This window comes from Limnobacter alexandrii (assembly GCF_005871185.1).
In the GTDB taxonomy this organism is placed as follows: Bacteria; Pseudomonadota; Gammaproteobacteria; order Burkholderiales; family Burkholderiaceae_B; genus Limnobacter; species Limnobacter alexandrii.
In genome coordinates, this window is record NZ_SWKN01000006.1 from 658,235 (window position 1) to 682,594 (window position 24,360).

18 protein-coding genes are annotated in these 24,360 nt (G+C 53.3%); 12 read left to right on the plus strand and 6 right to left on the minus strand.

Annotation, left to right across the window (positions count from 1 at the left end; genetic code table 11):
- Positions 1-8 precede the first annotated feature (8 nt).
- The 8 genes from phnL to FCS97_RS03410 are packed head-to-tail and all read left to right on the plus strand — an operon-like array spanning position 9 to position 6,422.
- A complete protein-coding gene (gene phnL, locus FCS97_RS03375; protein WP_138516579.1) occupies positions 9-719 on the plus strand; it encodes a phosphonate C-P lyase system protein PhnL in 711 nt (236 codons plus the stop codon).
- Positions 716-1,918 carry an alpha-D-ribose 1-methylphosphonate 5-triphosphate diphosphatase gene (locus FCS97_RS03380; RefSeq protein ID WP_138516581.1) on the plus strand — a complete coding sequence of 401 codons (1,203 nt, stop codon included), beginning with the start codon at positions 716-718 and terminating at the stop codon, positions 1,916-1,918. The genes phnL and FCS97_RS03380 overlap by 4 nt, the downstream gene beginning before the upstream one ends.
- Positions 1,911-2,477 (plus strand): phosphonate metabolism protein/1,5-bisphosphokinase (PRPP-forming) PhnN, encoded by a 567-nt coding sequence (gene phnN, locus FCS97_RS03385; RefSeq protein WP_246065787.1) that lies wholly within the window; start codon positions 1,911-1,913, stop codon positions 2,475-2,477. The genes FCS97_RS03380 and phnN overlap by 8 nt, the downstream gene beginning before the upstream one ends.
- Positions 2,468-3,238: a phosphonate metabolism protein PhnP gene (phnP, locus tag FCS97_RS03390; protein ID WP_138516586.1), complete on the plus strand. Its 771-nt coding sequence runs from the start codon at positions 2,468-2,470 to the stop codon at positions 3,236-3,238. The genes phnN and phnP overlap by 10 nt, the downstream gene beginning before the upstream one ends.
- Positions 3,235-4,083: an EamA family transporter gene (locus FCS97_RS03395; protein ID WP_138516588.1), complete on the plus strand. Its 849-nt coding sequence runs from the start codon at positions 3,235-3,237 to the stop codon at positions 4,081-4,083. Before phnP ends, FCS97_RS03395 begins: the two co-directional genes overlap by 4 nt.
- 49 nt (positions 4,084-4,132) lie before the next feature.
- The gene (locus FCS97_RS03400) at positions 4,133-4,441 is read left to right on the plus strand and encodes a PepSY domain-containing protein (RefSeq protein WP_138516590.1); all 309 of its coding nucleotides are present in this window, start codon (positions 4,133-4,135) and stop codon (positions 4,439-4,441) included.
- 5 nt (positions 4,442-4,446) lie between these two features.
- Positions 4,447-5,115 carry a response regulator transcription factor gene (locus FCS97_RS03405; RefSeq protein ID WP_138516592.1) on the plus strand — a complete coding sequence of 223 codons (669 nt, stop codon included), beginning with the start codon at positions 4,447-4,449 and terminating at the stop codon, positions 5,113-5,115.
- On the plus strand, positions 5,112-6,422 hold the full coding sequence (locus tag FCS97_RS03410; protein WP_171035149.1) for a sensor histidine kinase: 1,311 nt from the start codon (positions 5,112-5,114) through the stop codon (positions 6,420-6,422). The genes FCS97_RS03405 and FCS97_RS03410 overlap by 4 nt, the downstream gene beginning before the upstream one ends.
- Here the strand turns inward: FCS97_RS03410 and FCS97_RS03415 are convergent.
- On the minus strand, positions 6,419-6,754 hold the full coding sequence (locus FCS97_RS03415) for a PepSY domain-containing protein (protein ID WP_138516596.1): 336 nt from the start codon (positions 6,752-6,754) through the stop codon (positions 6,419-6,421). The genes FCS97_RS03410 and FCS97_RS03415 overlap by 4 nt on opposite strands.
- An 85-nt stretch (positions 6,755-6,839) precedes the next feature.
- A complete protein-coding gene (locus FCS97_RS03420) occupies positions 6,840-11,819 on the minus strand; it encodes a PAS domain S-box protein (RefSeq protein ID WP_138516598.1) in 4,980 nt (1,659 codons plus the stop codon).
- Between the two features lie 74 nt (positions 11,820-11,893).
- Between FCS97_RS03420 and FCS97_RS03425 the strand changes: the two genes are divergently transcribed.
- A complete protein-coding gene (locus tag FCS97_RS03425; RefSeq protein WP_138516600.1) occupies positions 11,894-12,769 on the plus strand; it encodes a DMT family transporter in 876 nt (291 codons plus the stop codon).
- Between the two features lie 100 nt (positions 12,770-12,869).
- On the opposite strand, the gene FCS97_RS03430 is transcribed toward FCS97_RS03425, so the two are convergent.
- The 4 genes from FCS97_RS03430 to FCS97_RS03445 all read right to left on the minus strand — a co-directional run bounded on the left by FCS97_RS03430 (position 12,870) and on the right by FCS97_RS03445 (position 18,138).
- Positions 12,870-13,436, minus strand: a complete 567-nt coding sequence (locus FCS97_RS03430) for a fasciclin domain-containing protein (protein WP_138516602.1) — start codon at positions 13,434-13,436, stop codon at positions 12,870-12,872.
- Between the two features lie 126 nt (positions 13,437-13,562).
- Complete coding sequence (locus tag FCS97_RS03435) at positions 13,563-14,129, minus strand: histidine phosphatase family protein (RefSeq protein ID WP_246065789.1); 567 nt, start codon at positions 14,127-14,129, stop codon at positions 13,563-13,565.
- Positions 14,130-14,217: 88 nt separating this feature from the next.
- Complete coding sequence (locus FCS97_RS03440; protein ID WP_138516604.1) at positions 14,218-14,979, minus strand: TerC family protein; 762 nt, start codon at positions 14,977-14,979, stop codon at positions 14,218-14,220.
- Positions 14,980-15,060: 81 nt separating this feature from the next.
- A complete protein-coding gene (locus FCS97_RS03445) occupies positions 15,061-18,138 on the minus strand; it encodes an ATP-binding protein (protein WP_138516606.1) in 3,078 nt (1,025 codons plus the stop codon).
- Positions 18,139-18,312: 174 nt separating this feature from the next.
- On the opposite strand from FCS97_RS03445, the gene FCS97_RS03450 reads away from it, so the two are divergent.
- The 3 genes from FCS97_RS03450 (at position 18,313) to FCS97_RS03460 (ending at position 24,355) form a co-directional block, all read left to right on the plus strand.
- Complete coding sequence (locus FCS97_RS03450) at positions 18,313-18,837, plus strand: YgjV family protein (RefSeq protein ID WP_171035150.1); 525 nt, start codon at positions 18,313-18,315, stop codon at positions 18,835-18,837.
- Between the two features lie 304 nt (positions 18,838-19,141).
- Positions 19,142-22,939, plus strand: coding sequence for a methionine synthase (gene metH, locus FCS97_RS03455; RefSeq protein WP_138516609.1), 3,798 nt, complete (start codon positions 19,142-19,144; stop codon positions 22,937-22,939).
- Positions 22,940-23,038: 99 nt separating this feature from the next.
- Entirely contained in the window at positions 23,039-24,355 is a 1,317-nt protein-coding gene (locus FCS97_RS03460; protein WP_138516611.1) for an HrpJ domain-containing protein, read from the plus strand.
- Positions 24,356-24,360 lie beyond the last annotated feature (5 nt).

The following is a 24,360-nucleotide window of genomic DNA, read 5'->3' on the forward strand; positions in this document are numbered from 1 at the left end:
CTACGCACATGAATCCAATTCTAGACATTCAAAACCTGAGCAAGCACTTCACCCTGCATGAACAGGGCACACAAATACCTTCGTGCAGCGATGTGAACCTGACTGCCACACCGGGGCAATTGACCGCGCTGGTAGGCCCCACAGGTGCAGGAAAGTCCTCCGTGCTCAAGTGCGTCTACCGCACTTACCTGCCCAGCAGCGGCGGTATGTTTTTTACGCAAGAAGATGGCAGCACCATCGATTTAAGCGGTGCCAGCGAAAGTGAAATGCTGCGTCTTCGTGAACGCGACATTGGCTTTGTCACCCAGTTTTTGCACTGCTTGCCGCGCAAGGCTGCGCTCGACATTGTGGCGGCGCCTTTGATCAGGCAAGGCGAGAGTGCTTCGCGTGCCCAATCCGAGGCCTGCGAACTGCTCCGTGTTCTGAACGTGCCAGAGCGGCTGTGGAATGTACCCCCTGCTACATTCTCAGGTGGTGAAAAGCAGCGTGTGAATTTGGCCCGTGGCTTGATTGCCAAGCCGCGTCTGCTTTTGCTCGACGAGCCAACTGCGAGTCTTGACCCCGACACCACCGATCGCGTGGTTGATTTACTTAACAGCATCAAACAACAAGGTGTGGCCATGTTGGCCATTTTCCATCACCCGGCGCTCGTTGATCGTTTGGCCGATCGGGTGGTTGAACTGACCATGGCGCACAACACAACGGAGTTACCCGCATGAACAAGCAACTTTTGACCAATGCACGTGTGGTGTTGCCACAGGGGGTGTTCAATCACCTGGCTGTGCTGATCGACAATGGCGTAATCACTGCCCTGGATCCGGATTCATCAGCGGGCGCACAAATTATCGACCTGAAAGGCGCCATGCTGATGCCTGGCTTGGTTGATTTGCATTGCGACGCACTGGAAAAGGAAGTTGAGCCCCGCCCGGGTGTGCACTTCCCAGTGAACTTTGCCTGTGCGCAGGCCGACAAGCGCAATGCAGCTGCAGGGGTCACCACCATTTATCATTCACTGTCATTTGCCAACCACGAGCTGGGTGTGCGCAACAACCAGTTTGCCGCCGAACTGGCGCGTGCGGTCCACGCATGGCAGCAACACGCTTTGGTCGATAATCGTGTACACGCCCGATATGAAGTCACCGATGAAACTGGCGTGTCGGTGCTGACTGATTTGCTGACTCAGGGTGATGCCCATCTGATTTCCTTCATGGACCACACACCGGGACAGGGTCAATTCAAAAGCGTCGAAGCCTATCGAAATTACCTGGGCAAAACCTACAAAAAAAGCAACGAAGAGTTCGATGCAATTTTGCAAAACAAATTGGCAGCTGCCCAAGGTGCGACTGCCCGCATGGAAACACTGGCTGCGATCGCCAAAGCGCATGGTGTGTCGATTGCCAGTCATGATGACGACACACCCGAGAAAGTAGACATCGTGCACAGCCTGGGTGCGGTCATCTCTGAATTTCCCATCAATCTTGAAACAGCACAGGCTGCCAAGGCCAAAGGATTGGCCACCTTGTTTGGTGCACCCAATATTTTGCGTGGCAAATCACAATCGGGATCCATGCGTGCGCTTGATGCAGTCATTCACAATGTGGCTGATTGCCTGTGCGGCGATTATTCTCCGGCGGCTTTGCTACCCGCTGCGTTGGCTCTGCCTGCATTGGCAGGCATCTCGGTCAGTGAAGCCGTGGCTTTGGTCACCTTGAACCCGGCGCGTGCAGCAGGCCTGCACGATCGCGGCCAAATTGCAGTTGGAAAACGGGCCGACTTGATTGCTGTTGCCCACCCGGACAACCTGCCGCAAGTTGAACGCGTGTGGGTGGCTGGAAAGGCCGTGTACAGCGCGCAGTTTTCCAACGTGCAACACACATTCACCGATGCGCAGCAAAGTGCGGAGCATTCGCTTGTCTAACCGGCTTCTTTATGTCGTCGGGCCCAGTGGCAGCGGGAAAGATTCCATCATTGCCTATGTGCGTGCGCAGTTGGCGGGCCAGGCTTTGGTGCAGTTTGCCCACCGATACATTACTCGGCCGGCAGACTCGGGTGGTGAAAATCACATTGCCTTGTCTCAGGCGGAATTCAATGCCCGCGTTCAGGCAGGCTTGTTTGCCATGCACTGGCACAGTCATGGCAACAGCTACGGCATTGGTGTCGAAATCAATCAATGGCTTAGCAAAGGAATTACAGTGGTGGTCAATGGTTCGCGAGAGTATCTGCCGAAAGCGATGCAGAACTACCCCGAACTGTTGCCTGTCACCATTGAGGTGTCGCATGATGTATTGAAAGCGCGCCTGTTGAATCGGGGTCGTGAGACTGAGACCGAAATTGATGCTCGCTTAAGCCGCAACCGCATTTTGCAGTTGAGTCACCCGGCCTGCCTTACTGTATCCAACAACCAGAGTCTTGAGCAGGCTGGTGAGCAACTGATGAGTTTGATTGAACAATACAGCAAGGTGACCGTGTGCGAATAACTTATTTGGGAACAGGGGCTGCAGGCGGTGTGCCCCGTTATGGCTGCAATTGCCCAGCCTGTGAACGTGCACAGAATAATCGGGTGTTTGTTCGCCGTCCCTGTTCGGCGCTGATCGAACATGGCGATACCCGGGTTGTGCTGGATGCAGGCCTCATGAACCTGCATGACCGCTTTCCCTTGGGCAGTTTCAATGCGATTGTGCTGACCCATTTTCATCCAGACCATGTGCAGGGCCTGTTTCATCTGCGCTGGGGTGTTTCAGGCAGCGTGCCGGTGTATTGTCCTCCCGATTCCGAGGGATGTGCAGACCTGTTCAAGCACCCGGGCATTCTTGAATTCAAACCCCAAAGCAAGTTTGACACCTTTCAAGTCGGCTCATTGACGTTCACGCCCTTGCCCCTGATTCATTCCAAAGTCACTTTTGGCTATTTGATAGAAAGCAATGAGGGGGCACGGTTTGCCTATCTCACTGACACGGTTGGCTTGCCTCCCAAAACAATCGAACATCTGCAACAATGCCTTTTGCACGGCATGGCCATTGATGCCACAGATCCCCCGCCAGTCAATGCCGAGGCCCCGGCAGGCAATCACAACCACTGGGACCAGGCGCTAGCCCTGATCGATCAAATCAAACCTGTGCGGGCGTGGCTTACCCACTTAAATCATCGCAGCGATACCTGGCAAATGCTGAATAACCCCACATTGCCTCAAGGTGTTCATGTGGCTTGCGACAACGCGATCATTGAACTTCAAGCATGAGTCAAGCGGCAGTGTTCATTGGTCTTTCTGTGTGCATGCATGTGGTGTGGAATCTCATGGCACGCCAGCAACCCAAAGCACGTTATGTGTTGTGGTGGGTTTTAATCGCTCACCTGGTGCTGCTTGCGCCGTGGGGCTTGTACACACTCTTTCAGCACACCGTGTTCACGCCAGAGTTTCTCGCTTTGGCGGCCACGTCTGCAACAGCGAATGCCTTGTATTTTCTGGGATTGAAAAAAGCCTATGACCATGCACCAGTGGCTTTGGTGTATCCACTGGTGCGCGCCTCGCCCTTGCTGATTGCGCTGTGGGGACTGATTTTGTTTGATCAACAGCTTGGCCTGGCTGCGTGGGTTGGAATTGGCATCAGCGTACTTGGCCTTGCTTTACTGGCCGATACCGGGCGCGGCAGTGCCAACAAGGCCGCCTTGCCTTGGGCTTTTCTTGCCATGGTGTGTACCAGCGTCTACTCGCTCAGCGACAAGGCAGCCACGGCCCACATCGAGAGTTTCTCGGGCCTGCTTGGCTTTGTGTCTCTGGGTTATTTCGCAGCCTGGTTGGTGCTTACCCTGGAATTAAAACGCAGCACGGGTCGATGGACTCCTGCCGAGCGCCCGCCGCTGTGGATAGTTGCTGTGGGTGGTCTGTGTGTTGGCCTGGCCTATGTGCTGGTGATCGCTGCCATGCGAAGCATGCCTGCTGCAGTGGTAGTCGCCTTCACCAACGCGGGGATTGTGCTGGCCACATTGGCATCTATCTTCCTGTTCAGGGAAAACGCACACTGGAAAATGCGATTGGCGGCGGCAGCCACCATTGTCAGTGGTTTGGTGGTGTTGCGCTTCTAGTCATTTTTTTAAGCTTCAATTCAGGTGAATCAGGTACATTACTTTCATCATGAAAGCCCGTGCACTCGCCTTTATCGCCCTTCTGTCCTGTTCTGCTTTTGCCTTGCCTCTGGCTGCGCATGCTGACGACGACAAACGCATTCGCCAACTGCAGCGCAGTGGCGAAATTCTCTCACTGGAAAAAATATTTGCAGCGGCACGTGCGGTCAAGCCAGGGCGGATTGTGGATGTCGATCTCGACAAAGAAGACGGCCGCTATGTCTATGAAATAGAATTGCTGGATGCGAGCGGCCGTGTCTGGGAAATGGAATTTGACGCCCGCACCGGCGAGTTGCTTCAACTTGAACAGGACGACTAAGAACCATGCGACTCTTGTTGGTGGAAGATGATCCGGTGTTGGGTGCCCAGTTGCACAAATTGCTGGGCAAGTCAGGCTATGCGGCAGACTGGGTTCAAGACGGCGCCGAAGCTGAAATTCAAGGTCGCCTGGAGCCCTATGATCTGGTGGTTCTTGATTTGGGTTTGCCCGGCAAGCCGGGCCTGGATGTGCTCAAAAGCTGGCGAGCACAAGGCCTGAAGTTGCCGGTCATTGTATTGACCGCCAGGGGCACTTGGCAGGAAAAGGTCGAAGGCTTTAATGCCGGTGCCGATGATTATGTGCCCAAGCCTTTCCAGCCCGAAGAACTTCTCGCTCGAATCGGCGCGGTACTCAAGCGTGCCGCAGGCAACGCGCCTGATGCATTGAATGCCAGAGGACTGGTTCTCGACGAAACCTTGCAAACTGTGCAAGTGAACGACGAGTCGCCCCAACAGCTCACCGCCACCGAATTCCGTTTGCTGCGCTATTTCATGCTGCACCCTGGCCAACCCTTGAGCAAAACTCGCCTCACTGACCATGTGTATGAATACGACGCCGACAAAGACAGCAATGTGATGGAGGTGTATGTGAACAGGTTGCGCAAGAAAATCGGCCCCCAATGGATACAAACCCGCAAGGGTCAGGGCTATGTGTTTGGCGAGCCCACCGAATGAATTCACTTCGCAACCGGTTGTCGTTTGGCTTGATCCTCAGTTTGCTGGTGTTGCTGTTGGCGCAATGGTGGCTTTCTTCTCGGGCCATCGAGAATTTGCTGGAGAAACAACTGCTCGATCAACTGCAGCAAGACAGCGAGGCCCTGCTTGCCGGTGTGGAGTTTGATGCGGCTGGCGTACTTGCGCTAAGTGCCACCGGTTTGGCACCCACTTATCAGCAACCTTATTCCGGTGCTTATTTTGCCTTGCAACACCAGGCTGAAGTTCGCTATTCACGTTCGCTTTGGGATGCTGATTTTAATTTGCCGAACCCCGGCGGGGCGCAGGCCTTGATCACACGGCAGACTGGGCCTGACGGTCAGTTTCTGTTGGTGCACTCGCGGCAGTACCAGAAAGACGGTCAATCGTTCTTCATTGCGATTGCGCGCGATATCACGCCGTTGCGAAAAAACCTGTTGCAGTACCAAATGGCCAACGCTGGTTTCTCCGCGCTGTTTCTGCTGGCCCTGGTGTTGATTCAGCGCTGGATCGTTGTTAATACTTTAAAGCCGCTTAGTACGGTGCAAGCGGCCTTGGCCCGTTTGCAGCAAGGCGAAATTGCGCAACTGGAATTCAAGGGCCCCGATGAAATCAAACCGCTGGTGGATGAGCTTAACCGACTGTTGATTGCCATCGATCAGCGTTTGAAACGTTCGCGTGAAGGCATGGGCAATTTGGCACACGCCTTGAAAACCCGGCTTGCCCGGCTTTCCCAGCTCAGCGGCGAGACTGACCAAAGCGGTTTTTCCGCTGAAGTACAGGCGCTGACCCAAGAGGTTGCGCGTTTGATCGATCGCGAAACTGCACGTGTGCGGGTGGTTGGCGATTTACGCCCCGGCCAACGCGTGAATCTCCATGAAATCCTGAGCGCGCTTGTCAACAGTTGCAAGGCCTTGTACCGCGACAAGGCCATTCAATTTACATTGCAGGTACCTGACAACACCCGCCTTCTGGGTGATCGGGAAGACTTCTTCGAGTTGTTTGGCAATCTGATCGACAACGCATCGAAATGGGCGAACTCGCAGGTCAACATTTCACTTCAGGGCAACACCCTGATTGTTGCCGATGATGGTCCTGGTTGCCCTTCCGAGAATCTGGATGCATTGACACGTCGCGGTTTTCGCGCCGATGAAAACACGCCGGGCAGTGGCTTGGGGTTGGCGATTGCACAAGACATTGCAAGCACCTACCGTGCAACACTTGAATTCAAAAACGGCAATACCGGGCTGCAAGTGTGGGTCACTTTCAAGCCCGGTGCCCTGGTTTAAAACCAGTCTTTGTCCACCTTCAGTACTTTGCCGGTTTTAGCGTCAATGTCGACTTCCACTTCACGGCCATCCGCGTTGGCCACTTCAACTTCCCATTTCCAGCCTTTGGCATAATCACGGTCGTCCAGCTCAAGTTCTGTGACAACGCCGGGCGCTTCTTTCAATGCAATTTCACGGGCCTTTTCGGCACTGATCAATCCGAAGGCTTGCACAATTTCGCTGTCTCGGCCACGGTCATCATCGGCATGTGAAATCTTCGGCAAGGCCATCGCAGTGGCGGCGAGCAAAATCAGAGCAAGGGCTGACAGTGTTGGGGTAGGGCGACGAATCATTTTGTTTCTCCTGTGTGGGTTCAATGTGTTCCCAGTGTAGAAAAGCAAGATGAATTGAAGCTGAAAAAATAGGGTTCCCAAAAACTCAATGAAGTTGCTTGTGCAACAAAGCCTGTATGTCAGAAATTTTCGGCGGCTTGGCCAACACGGCGTCAATGTTTTCCATGGGTGCCGTCAGGGTGTCCAATTGATTGCCCCAACCCGTCAACAGGTTCACAGGGCATCGATCATTCAGGCGTTTGATCGCCTCGGCCACTTGTTTGCCGTCCATGCCGGGCATTCCGAGATCTGTGATCACGGCGTCGAACGGTGCGCCCTCGTTCATTGCTTTGGAGAAAAGCTCAATGCCGGCAGATCCCGAACTTGCAGTTTGAACGCGGTGTCCGCAGGCGCTCAGTCCGTCCCGAAGCGCATTCAATACTTTGCTGTCGTCGTCGATCAGCAGAATATGAAAGTTGTTTGAAGAGGTGTTCGCAGGCAGTGCTTCAGTAGCCGCACGTTTTTGCCGACAGGCCGATGGCAACAATATCCGCACGGTGGTTCCGTGTTGTTCCTCGCTGTCAATTTCAATTGAACCGCGCATGCGCTTCACAATGCCATACACCATGGCCAGGCCCAAGCCAGTGCCACGCTCGCCTTTGGTGGTGTAGAAGGGCTCCAGGCATCGCCGTCGGGTTTCTTCATTCATACCCACACCAGAATCCCGAATTTCAATCACCACCTGGTCGTGATTTCCCCTTCGCTCCAGTCGCGTGGCCAAGGCAATGGTCCCACCGTTTGGCATGGCATCCACTGCATTAAAAATCAGGTTGGTCAGTGCTTCCCGCAATTCCGATTCGGCCGCATCGATTTCTGGCACATTGTCGTCATGCTCCACAGTAAACTCAATCGATATGCCATTGCGAAGCGGAATATCGTGCCATCTCGCCCTGGTCAATTCCATGGATTGTTCGCACACAGTCCTCAAATTGACTCGGGTCAATTCAGTGCCTTCCTCCTGTCGCCTGGAAAATTGACCCATCCTGTCCACGGTTCTTGCCACATCATCAATCGCCAGTTGAATTGTTTTCAACTGTTTGATGCCGCGCTCGCTCAAATTGGTCTCGGAACCCAGCAGGGCGTCGGTGTACAGCGCCACGGGTGAAATTGCATTGTTGATGTCGTGCGCAATACCACCGGCCATTTCTGCCAGTGCCCTTAAACGCTCCTGCTGCAGCACCAGCTGTTGGGTGCGTTGCAAATTCTCGTAAGCCTCTTGAAGTTCTTGAAGCAACTCGGTTTGCGCCAGCGCCAGCGCCACGTGCTCTGCAAGCTGCCTCAAGAAGTCCAGTTCATCATCTGAAAACGAATTCAAACCCTTGCGCGCTGTGGTGATGATACCCAGCACTTTTTTGTCTTTCATCAAGGGCGCAATCACCATGCTGTCCAGCCCGGCCAGTTCATGCATGCCTTCGCCCGTCAGGCACAAGCTGCCGCCCAAATCGGGTTGGTAAACGAATTCGCCCCGCAAGGCGCGGTCCAGGTGCACTCCTTTGGCAGGAATGCTCGCGTGCAGGAAAAATCCGATCTTGTTGGCGGCCTCCTCTGTGGCATTGCCGAACGATCTGAATGAAATGGTTTTGTCCGGCTCTGAATAAGATGCGGTCAAACAGAAGTCTGCAGGCAACTCGATTTCAATGCTGTTGGTGACTACTTGGTAAATGCTGTCCAGGTCATGACGGTTGCCAATTGCACGCGTAATTTCGTTAAGCAGGTTCATGCGCGCCAATTGCGCGGTGCTTCGGCGTTCAGATTCCCGGATGTAGGTCATTTCGGTCATGCCACCGATCATCCGAATGCCTTTCCCAAACTCGTCACGAATAATATAGCCGCGGTCCAGAACATCCAGCCAGTGGCCGTCTACATGCGCGAAGCGATATTCCTCCTGCCAGTTCTCAACATCTGAATTGATGGCTGCAAATATGCTTTTGACTGCGCGGTCACGATCCTCTGGGTGTATCCGGTTGATCCAGGAGTCGTTGTTGGGTTCAATCTTGCTGCGATCAAATCCAAACAGTTTCTCGAATCCCTCATTCCACCAAATTTCGTCCGAGATGATGTTCCAGTCCCAGATGCAATCCCGGGCAGCGCTGGCAAGCAAACGGAATCGTTCCGAGCCTTCCTTCAAAGCCGCTTCAGCCTGCTTTCGTTCGGTGATATCCCGTTCAATGGCCACCCAGTGGGTGTACCACCCGTTCTCATCAGCCACCGGAACAATCTCCAGTTCAAGCCAAAACATTTCACCACTCTTGGTGTAGTTGATGAGTTCTTCACGAACTGGTTTCCAGTCCTTTAAAGCTTGACGAATGCGGCCCAATGCATCCCGCTGCGTTCGTTCACCTTGCAAGATCCGGGGCGTTTTTCCGATGGCTTCCTCGCGTGTGTAGCCTGTTCGGCGCACGAATGCGTCATTGACATAGAGTATTTTCGGACCATCGCCATCAATTGGTTCGGCCTCGGTGATCAGCACAATGTCGTTGAGCCGCTCCACGCAGGTTTCAAGCAGCTTCAGGCGTTCTGAGTTGCGTGCACGCTCTTCCGCAAACAGCAGATTCTCAAATGCAAAAGACAAACTTTTGGACACTGTTTTCAGAAGTTGCCGAACTTCATTGGTGAAAAAATGTATGCCCGCTCCGAATAGCACCAAGCTTGCCCGCAGTTTGCCCTGCGCATGAATCGGCAATATCGCAAACGATTCAAGCCCCTCTTCAATGGCTTGTTTGTGCCACATTCTGGCCTGGGGTTCTTCAGCCACATTCTGGCAAATGTGCATTCTTCCCGCCCGCAAACGCTCTACCAGTTCATGGTCGCGAGGCAGGGTGGTGGTCTTCATGATCTGGCTTACAAACTCTTGCTGGGAACCGTCCGACGCCGTGACCTTGAGGTCGCTTAAGTCTTTGCCAAATTCACAAACCCAGGCCAGCGGAAGACCACCCAGTGAACAGAACACACTGCACACTTGTTGCAGCAGTTTCTCGGGTTTGTCCAGGCTGCTTGTAATTTCATTCACACGGTGCTGGGCTTCCAGCAGGCGGTTCATGTGCATCAGGGTCAGTACGGCCAGTTTGGTGTCGGTGATGTCCTGAAACGCACCTTGAACCCGCACAATCTCGTTTTTTTCATTGCGTACCGCTTCACCCACCACGCGTGCCCAAATGCGTTTTCCGCTCTCGGATCGCATTTCCGGCTCCAGTTCAAAAGGCAGACCCTCGGTTGAACAGCGGTGAAGGGCAGCCTCCACTATTTTTTTCCATTTGCCGTGGTAATGGCGCAGGGCATCGTCATAACTGCTGGGCAGCCTGCCTTTGGCAATATCAAGGATGCCAAAGATTTCTTCTGACCAATAAAGCTTGGGCACCGGTCCCAGATCAATCGCCCACGCGCCAAGTTTTGCCAGGCGACCGCCAATTCGCTGAAGGGCCTCATTGCGTTTCAGTCGGTCTTCGGATTTGCGTCTTTCGGTGACATCGCGCTGTATGGATGCAAAATAGGGCACCTCACCTTGTGCGCTCAGCACTGGCACAATGTCCATTTCAAGCCAATGTGGTTTCCCGCTTTTGCCGTAATTAATCAGTTCAACATGTACAGGTTGACCGGTGGACAAGGCCTGTCGAACTTTTTCCAACTCAGCCTTGTCGGTTTCGGGTCCCTGCAACAGGCGTGGGCTTTTGCCAATCACCTCATCGCGGGTGTAGCCAGTCACCTTCTCGAAAGCGGCGTTCACATACACAATCCGGGGACCTGGGGCGTCTATCGGCGTAGCCTCGGTAATCATGACAATGTCATTCAGGCGTTCAACACAGGCACCCAGTAAATCCATGCGTTGCGGGTCAAGCCTGGTTTCATTTTGGTCAAGTAATTCCGTGTGTATATGCCTCTCGGGCAGCACCGTTGTTGCAGGCTTGGTGTTTTGGCCTTGGCGTGTCGGCAGAATCAAGGTGAACACAGCGCCCTTGTCAGGCGCAGACTCCGCTGAAATGTGGCCTCCATGTCTTTCGATGATGCGTTTTACATTGGCCAAGCCCATGCCGTGGCCTTCAAAATCGTGGGCGTTGTGTAGCCGGTGGAAAGGTTTGAACAGTCCATCAGCCCTGTCAGGGTCAAAGCCGGCACCGTTGTCGGTTACCTTGATTTCCACCAGGTCCCGCGCGACATTGGCTTGTACAGAAATGCTGGGTTGTTCCCTAATCTGACTGAATTTCAACGCGTTCGACAAGAGATTGACGAACACCTGTTCCAGCAAAGACTCATCACCCTCGATGTCTGGCAATTTGGCAATGCTCCAGTCCGCTTGTCGAAGTCCCTCAGCCGACTCGACCTGTGCCCTGGCTTTTTCAACCACCTCGTTCAACACCACCTGATTGAACTTCAAATCGCCCGAGCCCAATCGTGCAAAGGCCAACAGGTCGGACACAAGTTGACCCCCACGCGCACTGGCCTCATTGATGCGCAGCAGGTAACGCTGTTCCTGTTCATCCAGTTTGCTGTTGGCCCGGCGCGTCAGGCTGCCTGCAAAGCCCTGGATGATGTGGCAAAGCGAGTTCAGATCGTGCGCAACGCGCCCGGCGAAATGGTCCAGTTCATGATTCATTTCCAGCAAGCGGGCGTTGCTGGTTGAAAGTTCGTGAATCAAACCGGTGTTCTGACGCTTCAATTTGCGTATCTCAATGGCCCGGTTGACCACTGGCATCAGCTCACTCACCTTGAATGGTTTCAGGATGTAATCCAGCACCCCAAGCTTCATCGCATCCACTGCGGTTTTGATGCTGCCGTGCCCGGTCATCAGCACCGCGCTCAGGTCTGGGTCCAATTGGCGCGCACGCTGCACCAGCTCAATGCCATCCATGTCGGGAAGTCGCAGATCGGTGAGCAACACATCAAAGCTTTGACTTTTCAAGTGCTCAAGGGCTGGGTCTGGTTCGGAAAACCCTTTGACATCGAATCCCGCTTCCTGCAGCAGTGAGCACAACGCCTCAAGTTGGGGTTTTTCATCATCCACGACGATTATTCGGAACTGCTCGAGCATCTAAAACTCCGGTCGCCGGCTTGGTTGAGCGTATTCGCTGATTACAATGTCTCACAATTACTGGATTTCCTTGAATGAATCAATCCCCCCTTTTGAGAAACGCTTCATTGGCGTTTCCATTCGTACTGATCTGGACCAGCGCGTTTCCTGCCGCGAAAATTGGTTTGATCGACAGCCCACCCCTGTTGTTTTTGACCTTGCGGTTTTTAGTGGCCGGCGCTTTGATGCTGGCCTGGGCCCGCTGGCGGGGCACCTTGCGCAAGTTGACCTTGCAAGAGTTGGGCGTGTTGAGCGCCCTGGGTTTGCTAAACCATGCGCTCTATTTGGGCTTGAGCTGGACCGGCATGGGTAGCCTGTCTTCGGGTTTGTCTACCATCCTTATTAGTGCAAACCCTATCGTGGTTGCTGTGCTGTCATCGTTCTTGTTGCGTGAACCCCTCACGCGCCAAAAGGTGTTGGGTTTGGCCCTGGGCTTTTTGGGTGTGGCTTTCATTGTTCGCAACAGAATCGGGTCCAGCACAGACACGCTCGAAGGTTTCTTGCTGGTGTTGGCGGCTTTGCTGACCTTGGCCTTTGGTACTATGCTGTACAAAAAATGGCCTGTGCGCACCGACATCGTGACTGGAACCGGCTTTCAGATCATTCTCAGCGGCCTCCTGTTGTTGCCTGTGGCGCTGTTCATGGAGGACTGGTCCGCAATTGTCTGGACCCCATCATTTGCCGGGGCATTTGTATGGTTGGTGCTGGTGGTGTCCATTACCGGCTATCAGCTTTGGTTTAACCTGCTCGAGCGTGGCAGCGCGAGCGCAGCCAGCGTCTGGTTCTTCCTGACGCCGCCGCTTGGGCTTCTGGCTGGCGCATGGTTGCTGGATGAACCACTGAACTGGATCGATTTCATCGGCATTGTGCCCGTGGTCTTGGGCATTGTGTTGGTGACCCGGGCCCGTTAGCAACACCACAAAAAAAGGCGAACCACGCAGGCTCGCCAAAACAGCAATTTAAGGGTGGAGATGAGGACGGGCTTGCTGAGGGCCCGTCAGGAAATCAAATTCAGGAGTTGGGCAACAATACGCTGTCGACCACGTGGATCACACCATTGGATTGCGTCACATTGGCAATCGTTACCTCGGCAGTGCCGCCCTTCTCATCAACCAAGACCACTTTGTCGCCTTGCAATTTGGCACCCAGCGATGCACCCGACGCTGTTTTCAAGGTGGCCATGCCGCCAGCCTGAATAATCTTGTTGCTCAAATCGGCAGCCGTAATTTTGCCGGGCACCACGTGGTAGGTCAGTACGCCTTGCAAAGCTGACTTGTTTTCTGGCTGCAGCAATGTATCCACAGTGCCGCTTGGCAGTGCGGCAAAGGCATCATTGGTCGGCGCAAATACGGTGAAGGGGCCTTTGCCTTTCAGGGTGTCCACCAAACCTGCGGCCTGTACGGCAGTCACCAGGGTGGTGTGGTCTTTTGAATTGACAGCGTTATCAACAATGTCTTTGCTTGGCAGCATGGGGGCACCGCCCACCATGATTTCGGCGTGGGCAGGCAGACTAAAAGCGGCCGCTGAAACTGCAATAGAACCAATCAGGCCTGCTGTCGTAAATTTGGATTTCAACATGTTAACTACCTCCAGTTGGAATTTCGAGCTACAAGATTTTCCAAACGTCCCGGCTGTTGAACCGAAATCGTTAACTGTTCGAGGCAGTTGCACCTGTGAAGTTCATCGTTTACAGGTTAAGTTTTGTTAAGGCATTTGAATCCGACCGACTACGTTTACTTCGCCCTGGGGTGTGAACCGGAACAACACAACCTCTCCCGAATTCGGATAAACGCCGGTCAAGGCGGTTGTATTGACCTGATGAGTAACATAGAGCACTTTGTCGCTTGGCTTGAGCATGGCCAAGTGGTTTTTCAATGCCTCAGTTTGCGCTGTGCTGCTACCTCGTCCCTGAAAAAATGAATTCAAGGCAGGCAAAGCTTGCACCTTGCCCAGCCTCAATTCTTGTGCGGTGTCTAAACACCGGCACCATTGGCTGGAGTACACAGCAGTCAGTTCAATCCCTCGGCTTCGTATGGCTGCTCCCAATGCGCTTGCTTCCTGCCGACCCGTTTCGTTCAAGTTACGTTGTGTGTTGCATTGCCCAAGCCGGAAATTTTCAGGGTCGCCAAAGCCTGGCGCGGTGGCGTGCCGCATGATTGCGTGAACGCCGGGCTGCTTCCAGACATTCCAGACATCGGGTTCGGTGTGCCCCAAAGTTGGAAATACAATCAAAGGAAGAAGAAAAAGAAGTTGAGTAATTCGATACCACATGAATTCACCCTGCAGGGCCCGTTTGCTGGCCCTTAAAACAAAAAAGCCAGTTTACACTGGCTTTTTTGCAAATCACTACCTGGCTTTGTCAAGCAGCACTGGCTTTGGACCGTGCAATTTCCTCAAGCCGTTGACGCTTGGCCTTGGAACGCAGGTTCAGCAATTCAACCAGCAGAGAGAAGCCCATGGCGCTGTACAGGTAAGCCTTCGGCACATGCTGGCCAAAGCTTTCTGCAACCAGCAGCATACCCACCATCATCAGGAAGGCCAGTGCCAATACCTTTACCGAGGTGTGTGCTTCAACAAACTCGCCAATCGACTTGGCAAACAGCATCATGACACCCACAGCCACCATCACCGCAGCAATCATCACTTCAATGTCGTCGGCCATACCCACGGCGGTAATCACGGAGTCCAAACTGAACACGATGTCCAGAATACCGATCTGGATGATGGAGTACCAAAACAGCTTGGCACCGGTTTTCTGGATTGCAGCGCCAGCTTCCAGCTCTTCTTCAACCTGGTGCGGCGCTTCCACTTCCAGGTAAATTTCCTTGGAGGCCTTCCACAGCAGAAACAGCCCCCCGAAGAAGAGTACCAAGTCTCGCCCGGTGATCGATTTGCCCGCGATGTCGAACAGGGGTTCGGTCAATCCGATAATCCAGGACAGCGAGAACAACAGGCCTACACGTGTGGCCATGGCAAACATCAAACCGAATTGGCGCACGCGGTCACGAATGTCGGCTGGCAGCTTCGAGACCAGCACGGTAATGAACACAATGTTGTCAATACCCAGCACAATTTCCAACGCCGTCAAGATCGCAAAAGCGATCCAAACGTTTGGATCCATTAATAATTCCATAAAACACCCCGTTTTTTAGTCAATTTTCAACAGCCCGCTATTTTGCACCACATTTCGTATCGTGGGTGATCATTTCGTATTCTGACTGCTTATTGCCAAGCGATTTAACAACAAATTGAATTGAATCGGTTTGGCAAAATGGTAGTTAAAGCCCGCTTCCACAGCCCTCTCGATGTCGCTGTCAAACGCATATCCCGTCAAGGCAGCGATTTCACAGTGCTGATTCGGGCCGCTTGAACTCCGGATCTTCTCCACAACCTCATAACCCGACATTTTCGGCATATCAATATCAAGCAATACAAAATCATAGGGCTCGGTCATCGCTTTGTTCAAGGCTTCCCTGCCGTCTCTGGCCACTTCCACCATGTGAGCGTCTTTTTGCAGGAAGGTCTGAATCAGCTTGATGTTCAGCGGTGTGTCATCCGCCACCAAAACCCGCAGGGGACGAATTGGCAAGATGCGTTCCTGGCTCTGATTGTCCAGCTGGTGCTCGCGTTTCAGGGTGACCGAGAACATCACCTGTGTGCCCTGCCCGGGCTCGGATTCCAGTTGAATTTCTCCGCCCATGGCCTGAACCAGGCTTTTGACAATCGACAAGCCCAGGCCCGTACCACCGAAGCGGTTCTCCCGGTCGGTGTGCACCTGAGAGAATGGCCTGAAAAGAAGGGCTTGTTTGTCTTTGGGGATTCCAAGGCCGGTATCACTGACTTCGAATGTGAGCAGGTCTTCGTCAGGATTCAAGGGTGTATTGCTGACCGATAAGCTCACTTTGCCGTGAGAAGTGAACTTGATCGCGTTAGATAGCAAATTCTGGAGTATTTGGCGCAAGCGGCCCATGTCGCCAGAATATATCTGGTGTTCGCCCAGTTTGTTGTGCAACTCAAACTTCACGCCCTTGGATTCGCAGGTCAGGCGTGGCAACTCGGTGCTGCCTTTGAGCAATTGCTCCATCAAAAATGGAGAATCTACCAACTTCACCATGCCCGACTCAAGTTTTGAGAAGTCAAGAATGTCGTTCAGAATGGCTGACAAGGTCTCCGAAGATTGCACCAAATAACCCGCTTGCTCCTTCAGTTCGCCGGACGGCAGGTCCATTTCGAGAAGGCGGGCAAAACCCATAATGCCGTTCAGGGGCGTGCGAATCTCATGGCTCATGGTGGCCAGGAAACGGCTTTTTTCAGCATTGGCATCCTTTTCTGCCTTGGCCGCAATCGCTGTTTCGCGCAGCCTGCTTTCCAGTTCCAGTTGCACAGTTCTGTCCAGGTGCGTACCCACCACGCGTGTGGGCAAGCCAGCTTCGTCCCGCACTATCAATGCCTTGGCTAGAATATGCACCCAGTGGCCGTTTTTGTGGGCCATGCAGAATTCCGCCTCATACGAGTCTTTCTCCGGGTTTTCCAGTGCATCGGTCAGTGTTTTTCTGGCAACTTCCAGATCATCTGGTGCGGTGAGTCGCTCCCAGGTGCTGAAATGGTTTTCAAGTTCATGGTCTTCATAGCCCAGCAAACGCTTCCAGCTTGGCGAGAAATACACTTTGTTGGTCGCCACTTCCCAATCCCACAGGCCATCGTGCGAGCCTTCCATGGCCAACTTGAAACGTTCTTCACTCTCAGCAAGGCTGTTTCGTATCAATCGCTCTTCGGTGACGTCTTTGCACATCAAGATGATGCCACCGCGGTGCCCGTCGGGTTTCAGCCAGGGTTCAATTGCCCAGTCCAGCCACACCGTATGTCCGTTGGGGTCTGTCCAGGGGTCTGAGGTGGCCGACAGGCTTTCTCCAGCCAGGCCGGCCTTGTGCGCCTGCCGCCAGCGCTCATGCAGGTTGGGTACTACCTCATAATGATTTTTACCCACCAGGCTGCCTTTGTGGCCATGTGCAAAGGTTTGTATCCAGCGCGAGGACGCCGCCACATAGTTCATGTCGGTGTCGAACATTGCAATCGGCAGGGGTGCCTGAACAATCAGGGCCTCCACCACCCAGTAGCTTTCTTTGGCCGATTTCAAGGCTTTCTCAAGCGAATGGCTCTTCTCGGACAATCCCCGCGTTAAATCCAGAATGTCCCTTGAAATGGGCTGCAACTCCGTGGGCAATGCCTGCATGGACTGCTCAAGTTCTTTGCCTTGCGGATCGTTTTTGCGAACAAGGTCAAGGTAAGCGCTCGCTTTGGCAGACAGGCTGCGTCCCAGGGCCAAGACCAGCAACAGCGTTGCCACGGTACCGATAATCAAGGCCACAATTGCGCCAATCAAGGCTTTCGAAATGGGAGAAGAAACTGCGTCCACGGGTGTCACGGTGGCCGAAATCCAGCCCAGGTCGCGTGTTTGTTCACTGTTGTTGGGCGCAAAGGCAACCAGGTAGTCGTTGCCGTCACTCAGGGTTTCGATTGACCAGTTGCGCTCGCCTGCCACGGCTTTCTGAAAACCAGCCATGGCTGTCCAGGCGGTGCTGTCTTGAAAGTCGGCCAAATCAAGTCGGTTGCCCATTCTCAAAGAGCCGTCTTTGGCCAGAATCACTGTGGGTGCAGACGGGTTGATGGTGTTGAATACATCCTGTTCGATTTCAGAAATGAAATACTTCCAGTCCAGGTGAATACCAATGACACCAATGATTTCATCGTCGCGATCGCGCAAGGGAGTCGTGAAATCAATGAACTGGTATTTTTCTTCTGCACGGGCGGGTAGCAAAGCGGCCAGCAAAGCGGCCTCATGCACGTCCATAATCGCGGGCTCAACAAGGCCGCGTTTGAACCAAGGGCGTGCAGCCACGCTTTTCCCCACCAACAAATTGTCCAGTGCAGCAAGCACGGTCCCGTCCGGGGCGGCCACACCAATCCACAAATAGCCCGGTGTGTGGGTACGCATGATACTGAGAAGCTTTGTTTGTTCCTCGGCGGAGAAATTGCCCAACGATTGCTCAATTCGACTGGTGTAGACCAGGTCCCGCAAGTGCTCGTTAAGGTGGCGATCTACCGATTGCGCAATTTGCTCGGTTTGCGCCATGGCGTTCAGGCCCGCCTGATTAATTGTGTTGTTTCTTAGCACCCAGTGCGCAGTAAACGCCACTGGTATGGACAGCAAAAACAGAGCAATCAAACTACCAACGATCAGGCGGCTGGTAAAACTCGCCCGAATATTGAAATTAAGCATGGGAATGAAGGTGCGGGAATTGTGGATGAATCACTGTAACTCACTGAGTGGTAACGCTCAATCTGAAAACCGGGCATAAATGTTTCTTATTTACAGCATGTACTTAGCAAGGTTCATATTTCGCAGTTAGCATTGGGCTGCCCTTTGGCCCTTCTTCACCGGATCCTGTCAACCTTGGACACCTCAAACCTGTTAATACGCGCCGTGGGTGCACTGGCCTTTGCCCTCAGCATCGCCGGGTTTTGTGTCATCTCCGAGCGTTTAACCAAGCTGCTGTTTGCCGTGTCGTCGCTGGCCTGGGGTGCGCAGTACTACTTGCTGGGTGTAAACACCGGCTTTTTCATCATGTTGCTGACCGGGGTGCGGCAAGCAGTCACTATTTATGCCGACGTCATGGGGCGAGGCCTTCGCCTGTGCCTTGTTGCGGGGTTTTCAGCAATCGCCCTGCTGATTGCCTACTTCACGTGGCAGGGTTGGCTGGCCAGTTCATTGCCCCTTCTTGCCACTTTGCTCGGTACTTGGGCACTTTTCATGATGGGCAATGTGGGCATGCGAAAGGCCACCTTGGTCACGAATATGCTTTGGGCTGTACATGGCTACCTGTTTGACTCTTGGGAGCTGTGCCTGACCATGATCGTGATCACGGTGGCCAATCTGTATGGCTTGTATCGTTTGCGCGGAGCTACGGTGGTGCCGTGAAATGGAGAAAAGCGGGTGACTCAAGGACACAGGGGGAGCAAGTGTGCTGTGCTGTTTTGCCGGCTTTGCAAGGCTTCCCGGCGGATTCGCAGCGCGGGGCGGTTCCGCAAGGAACCGATGCGAAGACGCCAAAGCGTTTCGCATGCCCCAAGCCAGAAGCATCAAGCCGGAATAAGAAGCATTGCTTAGGCAAGATTGCACGGCACACTTGCTTCACCGTACGTCCAGAGTGCAACGCTACTCAGCATTTCCCTGCTAAAATGCAGCCTGTTTTCAAACCTTTGCATCATATAGAGGCCCCGCGATGAACACGCGCCCCGCTTCTTCGCCTGCCGAGCACAACACGCTTGTTGTCAACGGCGCCGCAGTCGAAGCCCAACTCCGTGAACTTCTTTCCAAACGCATCCTGATTCTGGACGGTGCAACCGGCACCATGATTCAGCAGTACAAGCTCACGGAAGCCCAATACCGGGGCGAGCGTTTCGCTGATTTTCACCGCGACATCAAGGGCAACAACGAGTTGTTGGTGCTTACCCAGCCCGCCATCATGACCGAGATTCATGAGCAGTACCTGGCCGCTGGCGCTGACATTCTGGAAACCAACACCTTTGGTGCCACCACCGTGGCCCAGGCCGACTACGAGATGGAACACCTCGTAGACGAAATGAACCGCGAAGCGGCTCGCCTGTGCAAAGCTGCCTGTGTGAAATATTCCACCCCCGACAAACCGCGCTTTGCAGCCGGTGCCTTGGGCCCAACACCCAAAACCGCCTCCATCAGTCCCGATGTGAACGACCCCGGTGCGCGCAACATCACCTTCGATGAACTGGTGGCCACCTATTACCAGCAAACCAAAGGTTTGGTGGAAGGCGGCGTCGACCTGCTGCTGGTCGAAACCATTTTCGACACGCTGAACGCCAAAGCCGCACTGTTCGCCATCGACCAGTATTTCGAAGATTCCGGCAACAAATTGCCCATCATGATTTCGGGAACGGTCACTGACGCCTCTGGCCGCGTGTTGTCAGGCCAAACCGTGGAAGCCTTCTGGAATTCCGTGCGCCATGCCAAGCCCATCACCATCGGCTTGAACTGTGCGCTGGGTGCCTCGCTGATGCGCCCCTATGTGGCTGAACTGTCCAAAATTTGCGACGTGCCAATTTGCGTGTACCCCAACGCCGGTTTGCCCAACCCCATGAGCGACACTGGTTTCGATGAAACACCGGAAATCACCTCCAGCTTGGTGAAGGAGTTTGCTGCATCTGGCTTTTTGAACGTGGCCGGTGGTTGCTGTGGCACCACGCCCGATCACATTGCCGCCATTGCCAAGGCACTGGAAAACCAAAAGCCGCGCGTTATTCCCACCGTGGAGCCCAAGTGCCGTTTGTCTGGCCTGGAGCCCTTGAACATTGACGACAGCAGCCTGTTCATCAACGTGGGCGAGCGAACCAACGTCACGGGTTCCAAAGCATTTGCCCGCATGATCCTGAACGAGCAGTACGACGAGGCGCTCAGCGTGGCGCGTCAGCAGGTTGAAAACGGCGCGCAAATTGTGGATGTGAACATGGACGAAGCCATGCTCGACTCCAAAGCCGCCATGGTGAAGTTCCTGAACCTCATGGCATCCGAGCCTGACATTTCACGCGTGCCTGTCATGATCGACTCCTCCAAATGGGAAGTGATTGAGGCCGGCTTGAAGTGCGTTCAGGGCAAGGCGGTGGTCAACTCCATTTCCATGAAAGAGGGCGTTGATGAATTCAAACGCCAAGCCAAACTTTGCAAGCGCTATGGTGCAGCCGTCATCGTCATGGCCTTTGATGAAAAAGGTCAGGCCGACACCTACGCCCGCAAAATTGAAATTTGCGAACGTGCCTACAACATTCTTGTGAATGAAGTCGGCTTCCCTGCTGAAGACATTATTTTCGACCCGAACATTTTCGCAATCGCCACTGGCATTGAGGAACACGACAACTACGGCAACGACTTTATCGAGGCCACAGGCTGGATCAAGAAAAATTTGCCGCACGCCAAAATTTCCGGCGGTGTATCCAATGTGTCATTCAGTTTCCGCGGTAACGAACCCGCGCGTGAAGCCATTCACACGGTGTTCCTTTACCACGCCATTAAAAACGGCATGACCATGGGCATTGTGAACGCTGGCATGATGGGCGTTTACGATGAACTGGAACCCGAGCTGAAAGCCCGTGTGGAAGACATTGTGCTGAATCGCCAGCCCAATCTTCCAGCCAACGACCCCGACTTCGGCAAAACTGCGACCGAGAGAATGATTGAATTCGCAGGCACCCTGAAAGCGGGCGGCAAAAAGCTGGAAGAAAACCTGGAGTGGCGCAACCAGCCTGTGCAAAAGCGCCTGGCCCACGCACTGGTGCACGGCATTACCAACTTCATTGTTGAAGACACCGAAGAATGCCGCGCCGAAATTGCGGCCAAAGGTGGCCGCCCAATCAATGTGATTGAAGGCCCGCTGATGGACGGCATGAACGTGGTCGGCGATCTGTTCGGCGCTGGCAAAATGTTCCTGCCGCAAGTGGTAAAAAGTGCCCGCGTGATGAAGCAAGCGGTGGCGCATCTTATTCCCTACATCGAGGAAGAGAAAAAGCAACTGGTTGCAGCCGGTGGCGACGCCAAAGCCAAAGGCAAAATTTTGATCGCCACCGTGAAAGGTGATGTTCACGACATTGGCAAAAACATTGTCACGGTTGTTCTTCAGTGCAACAACTTTGAAGTTGAAAACATGGGCGTGATGGTGCCCGCCGAGCAAATTCTCGCCAAGGCCAAAGAAATCAATGCCGACATCATTGGTTTGTCAGGCCTTATTACACCTTCACTCGAAGAAATGGCGTATGTGGCCAGCGAAATGCAACGCGACCCCTATTTCCGCGACCGTGGCATTCCATTGTTGATTGGTGGTGCCACCACCAGCCGTGTGCACACTGCTGTGAAAATAGCTCCACACTACGATGGCCCCACGGTGTATGTGTCAGACGCCAGTCGCTCGGTCGGCGTGGCCTCGAATTTGTTGTCTGATGAATCGGCCGACACTTTCAAGGCCGAGTTGAAAACCGAATACGAACGTGTGCGTGAACAGCATGCCAACAAAAAGGCGCAACCGCTCATCAGCATCGAAGCCGCTCGCGCCAACAAACAGAAAATCGATTGGGCCAACTACACACCGCCCAAGCCGAAATTCATTGGCAAACGTTACTTCAAAAATTACGATTTGGCCGATATTGCGCAGTACATTGACTGGACTCCGTTCTTTCAAACCTGGGACCTACACGGTGGTTACCCCCGCGTGCTTGAAGACGAGCTTGTGGGTGAAGCCGCCCGCAAAGTGTTTGAAGACGGCCAGGCCATGCTGAAAAAGTGCATTGAAGGGCGCTGGCTGCAAGCCAATGCGGCGGTGGCGTTTTACCCAGCCAATACGGTGGGCGATGATCACATCGAAGTGTATGCCGATGACACCCGCAGCAAGGTTCTGTTTACCTACAGCCCCCTGCGTCAACAGGGTGAAAAACGCGAGGGTATTCCGAACAAATCACTGGCCGACTTCATTGCGCCCAAAGGTGAGGGTGCCGACTACATTGGCATGTTCGCAGTAACCGCTGGTTTGGGTGTGGAGAAAAAGGAAAAAGAATTTCAGGCTGCACACGACGACTACAGCAGCATCATGTTCAAGGCAATTGCCGACCGCATGGCCGAAGCCTTTGCAGAATGTTTGCACCAACGTGTTCGCAAAGACTTGTGGGGCTATGTGGCTGATGAAGCACTGAGCAATGAAGAACTGATTGCCGAGAAGTATCAGGGTATTCGCCCCGCACCGGGTTACCCCGCCTGTCCTGAGCACACCATCAAGCGAAGCATGTTTGAGGTGATGCAGTGCGAAGAAATTGGCATGACCCTGACTGAAAGCCTGGCCATGAACCCGGCGGCCAGTGTCAGCGGATTTTATTTCGCCAATCCTGAAAGCGACTATTTCAATGTGGGGCAAATTGGACCAGATCAGTTCAAGGCTTTGCAAGACTATTCCGGTAGGGATGAGGTTGATTTGAGAAGGGCATTGGCCGCCACCTTGAGTAGTTGATACGCAGGGGAAGTCATTGGGAATCGCGGCACGTATGGAACTGAACCGCGTCGTGATTCCACTTAATTGCACTAGGAATTAAACGGTGTCCTTCCCAGCATGTCAACCATTCACAGAATTCCATCTTTATCACCTGCTCACAGCCTCAACGAAGCAGCAGCAGATGCGCAAGCCGTGCGAACTCAGGCAGGCTTGGCTGTAAATCCAACGCATGGTCGACTGAAGACTGATAGTAAATCACGCAGTCATCTGAATTCGAGCAGCCCTCACGAACTTGATCGTACCCATGCGTTGCAGGCACACATGTGGAGGCACTTCAATATCGATCGCCTGCGTAGCCTTTATCGAAGCATGCGGGATGTCAGCGATCGTTCACTCGAAGATCAGACGGACCTTTTGTTCCAGAAATTTGTTCAAATGCGGTCGTCAGACCGCGGCTCTTGCGATGCGTTCGAGTCTCTGATTTTCTCGATCGAAGAGGATCCTTCCAAGCAATATGTGATCGCGGTGAGTGCACTGGACAGTCTTTACAAAGACCCAGATGCCACGCGTCCTAATTCCCTGAAAAGTTTTTATCTCAAGCAACTCAAGTCTTTGGCCCTGTCTCTGTATGAAAAAAAGGGTCTCAGCGTAAAGGCAGGGTTGAACAGCGCCAAAGCAATTGAGTCAGCACTGGAAATTTCGGGCGTACAGGTTACCAAGCGTGATATGAGAAATTTGTATCGTGAGTCGCTTATTGATCAAACAAAGCCTTCCGGATTGGTCGAAAAGCTGCTTGAAAAATATAAACCCGAAGAATTCCGCGTGATAGTGAAAGCCCTAGTAAATGCTGTCAGTGAAGACTTATCAAGTGCCGCTTGCAGTGACACATTGAGGGTAGCGAGCGCGCTCCAAAGCATGAAAATCGCCTCACATATTTTTGGTGTTCTGCGAGCTTTTGAAAAGGGAATAGCACAGGTAAATCATCGAGCGAAACAACTTGTGTCTTCGCCTGTGTCGTTCCCCAGTAAAGGCAGCGCTACCAACAGTGATGCCTTTGCTAACATGATATTGAACATGGCAGTGCCTCCCTACGCTTTCAAAAAGTCTTGGCAAAACCTGGCAACTGACCTGCTGAGACTTACAGGAGTTCCCCCCTCTAGAGAGTTAATTAAAGGGGTGCTTGTTCAAAAACATCTTCTTGAGCAGTATCAGGATGTCAGTCCTGGTTCAGTTGGTATGGCCTATATGTCCTTAGTCAAAAAGACAGTGTCCGAGCTACCAGCTGATGTATTCAATGGCACTTCCAAGCCTGCAGTGGTTACTGCGGAAATCAAACCAGAGCAGATCGCTGCTGTGAATCGATATTACTGGATAGACTACATTCAGGATATGTATCAGGGGCGGGATTTGAAACCAGATTGGGTTCCATGCTGAGGACT

What these genes read in the sequence shown, in the direction of transcription:
- phnL (WP_138516579.1), top strand. Translation starts at nt 9, where the DNA reads ATGAATCCAATTCTAGACATTCAAAACCTGAGCAAGCACTTCACCCTG.
- FCS97_RS03400 (WP_138516590.1), top strand. Translation starts at nt 4,133, where the DNA reads ATGAAAGCCCGTGCACTCGCCTTTATCGCCCTTCTGTCCTGTTCTGCT.
- FCS97_RS03395 (WP_138516588.1), top strand. Translation starts at nt 3,235, where the DNA reads ATGAGTCAAGCGGCAGTGTTCATTGGTCTTTCTGTGTGCATGCATGTG.
- FCS97_RS03440 (WP_138516604.1), bottom strand. Translation starts at nt 14,979, where the DNA reads ATGGATCCAAACGTTTGGATCGCTTTTGCGATCTTGACGGCGTTGGAA.
- metH (WP_138516609.1), top strand. Translation starts at nt 19,142, where the DNA reads ATGAACACGCGCCCCGCTTCTTCGCCTGCCGAGCACAACACGCTTGTT.
- FCS97_RS03425 (WP_138516600.1), top strand. Translation starts at nt 11,894, where the DNA reads ATGAATCAATCCCCCCTTTTGAGAAACGCTTCATTGGCGTTTCCATTC.
- FCS97_RS03460 (WP_138516611.1), top strand. Translation starts at nt 23,039, where the DNA reads ATGTCAACCATTCACAGAATTCCATCTTTATCACCTGCTCACAGCCTC.
- FCS97_RS03410 (WP_171035149.1), top strand. Translation starts at nt 5,112, where the DNA reads ATGAATTCACTTCGCAACCGGTTGTCGTTTGGCTTGATCCTCAGTTTG.
- FCS97_RS03445 (WP_138516606.1), bottom strand. Translation starts at nt 18,138, where the DNA reads ATGCTTAATTTCAATATTCGGGCGAGTTTTACCAGCCGCCTGATCGTT.
- FCS97_RS03405 (WP_138516592.1), top strand. Translation starts at nt 4,447, where the DNA reads ATGCGACTCTTGTTGGTGGAAGATGATCCGGTGTTGGGTGCCCAGTTG.
- FCS97_RS03415 (WP_138516596.1), bottom strand. Translation starts at nt 6,754, where the DNA reads ATGATTCGTCGCCCTACCCCAACACTGTCAGCCCTTGCTCTGATTTTG.
- FCS97_RS03420 (WP_138516598.1), bottom strand. Translation starts at nt 11,819, where the DNA reads ATGCTCGAGCAGTTCCGAATAATCGTCGTGGATGATGAAAAACCCCAA.
- FCS97_RS03430 (WP_138516602.1), bottom strand. Translation starts at nt 13,436, where the DNA reads ATGTTGAAATCCAAATTTACGACAGCAGGCCTGATTGGTTCTATTGCA.
- FCS97_RS03435 (WP_246065789.1), bottom strand. Translation starts at nt 14,129, where the DNA reads ATGTGGTATCGAATTACTCAACTTCTTTTTCTTCTTCCTTTGATTGTA.
- FCS97_RS03380 (WP_138516581.1), top strand. Translation starts at nt 716, where the DNA reads ATGAACAAGCAACTTTTGACCAATGCACGTGTGGTGTTGCCACAGGGG.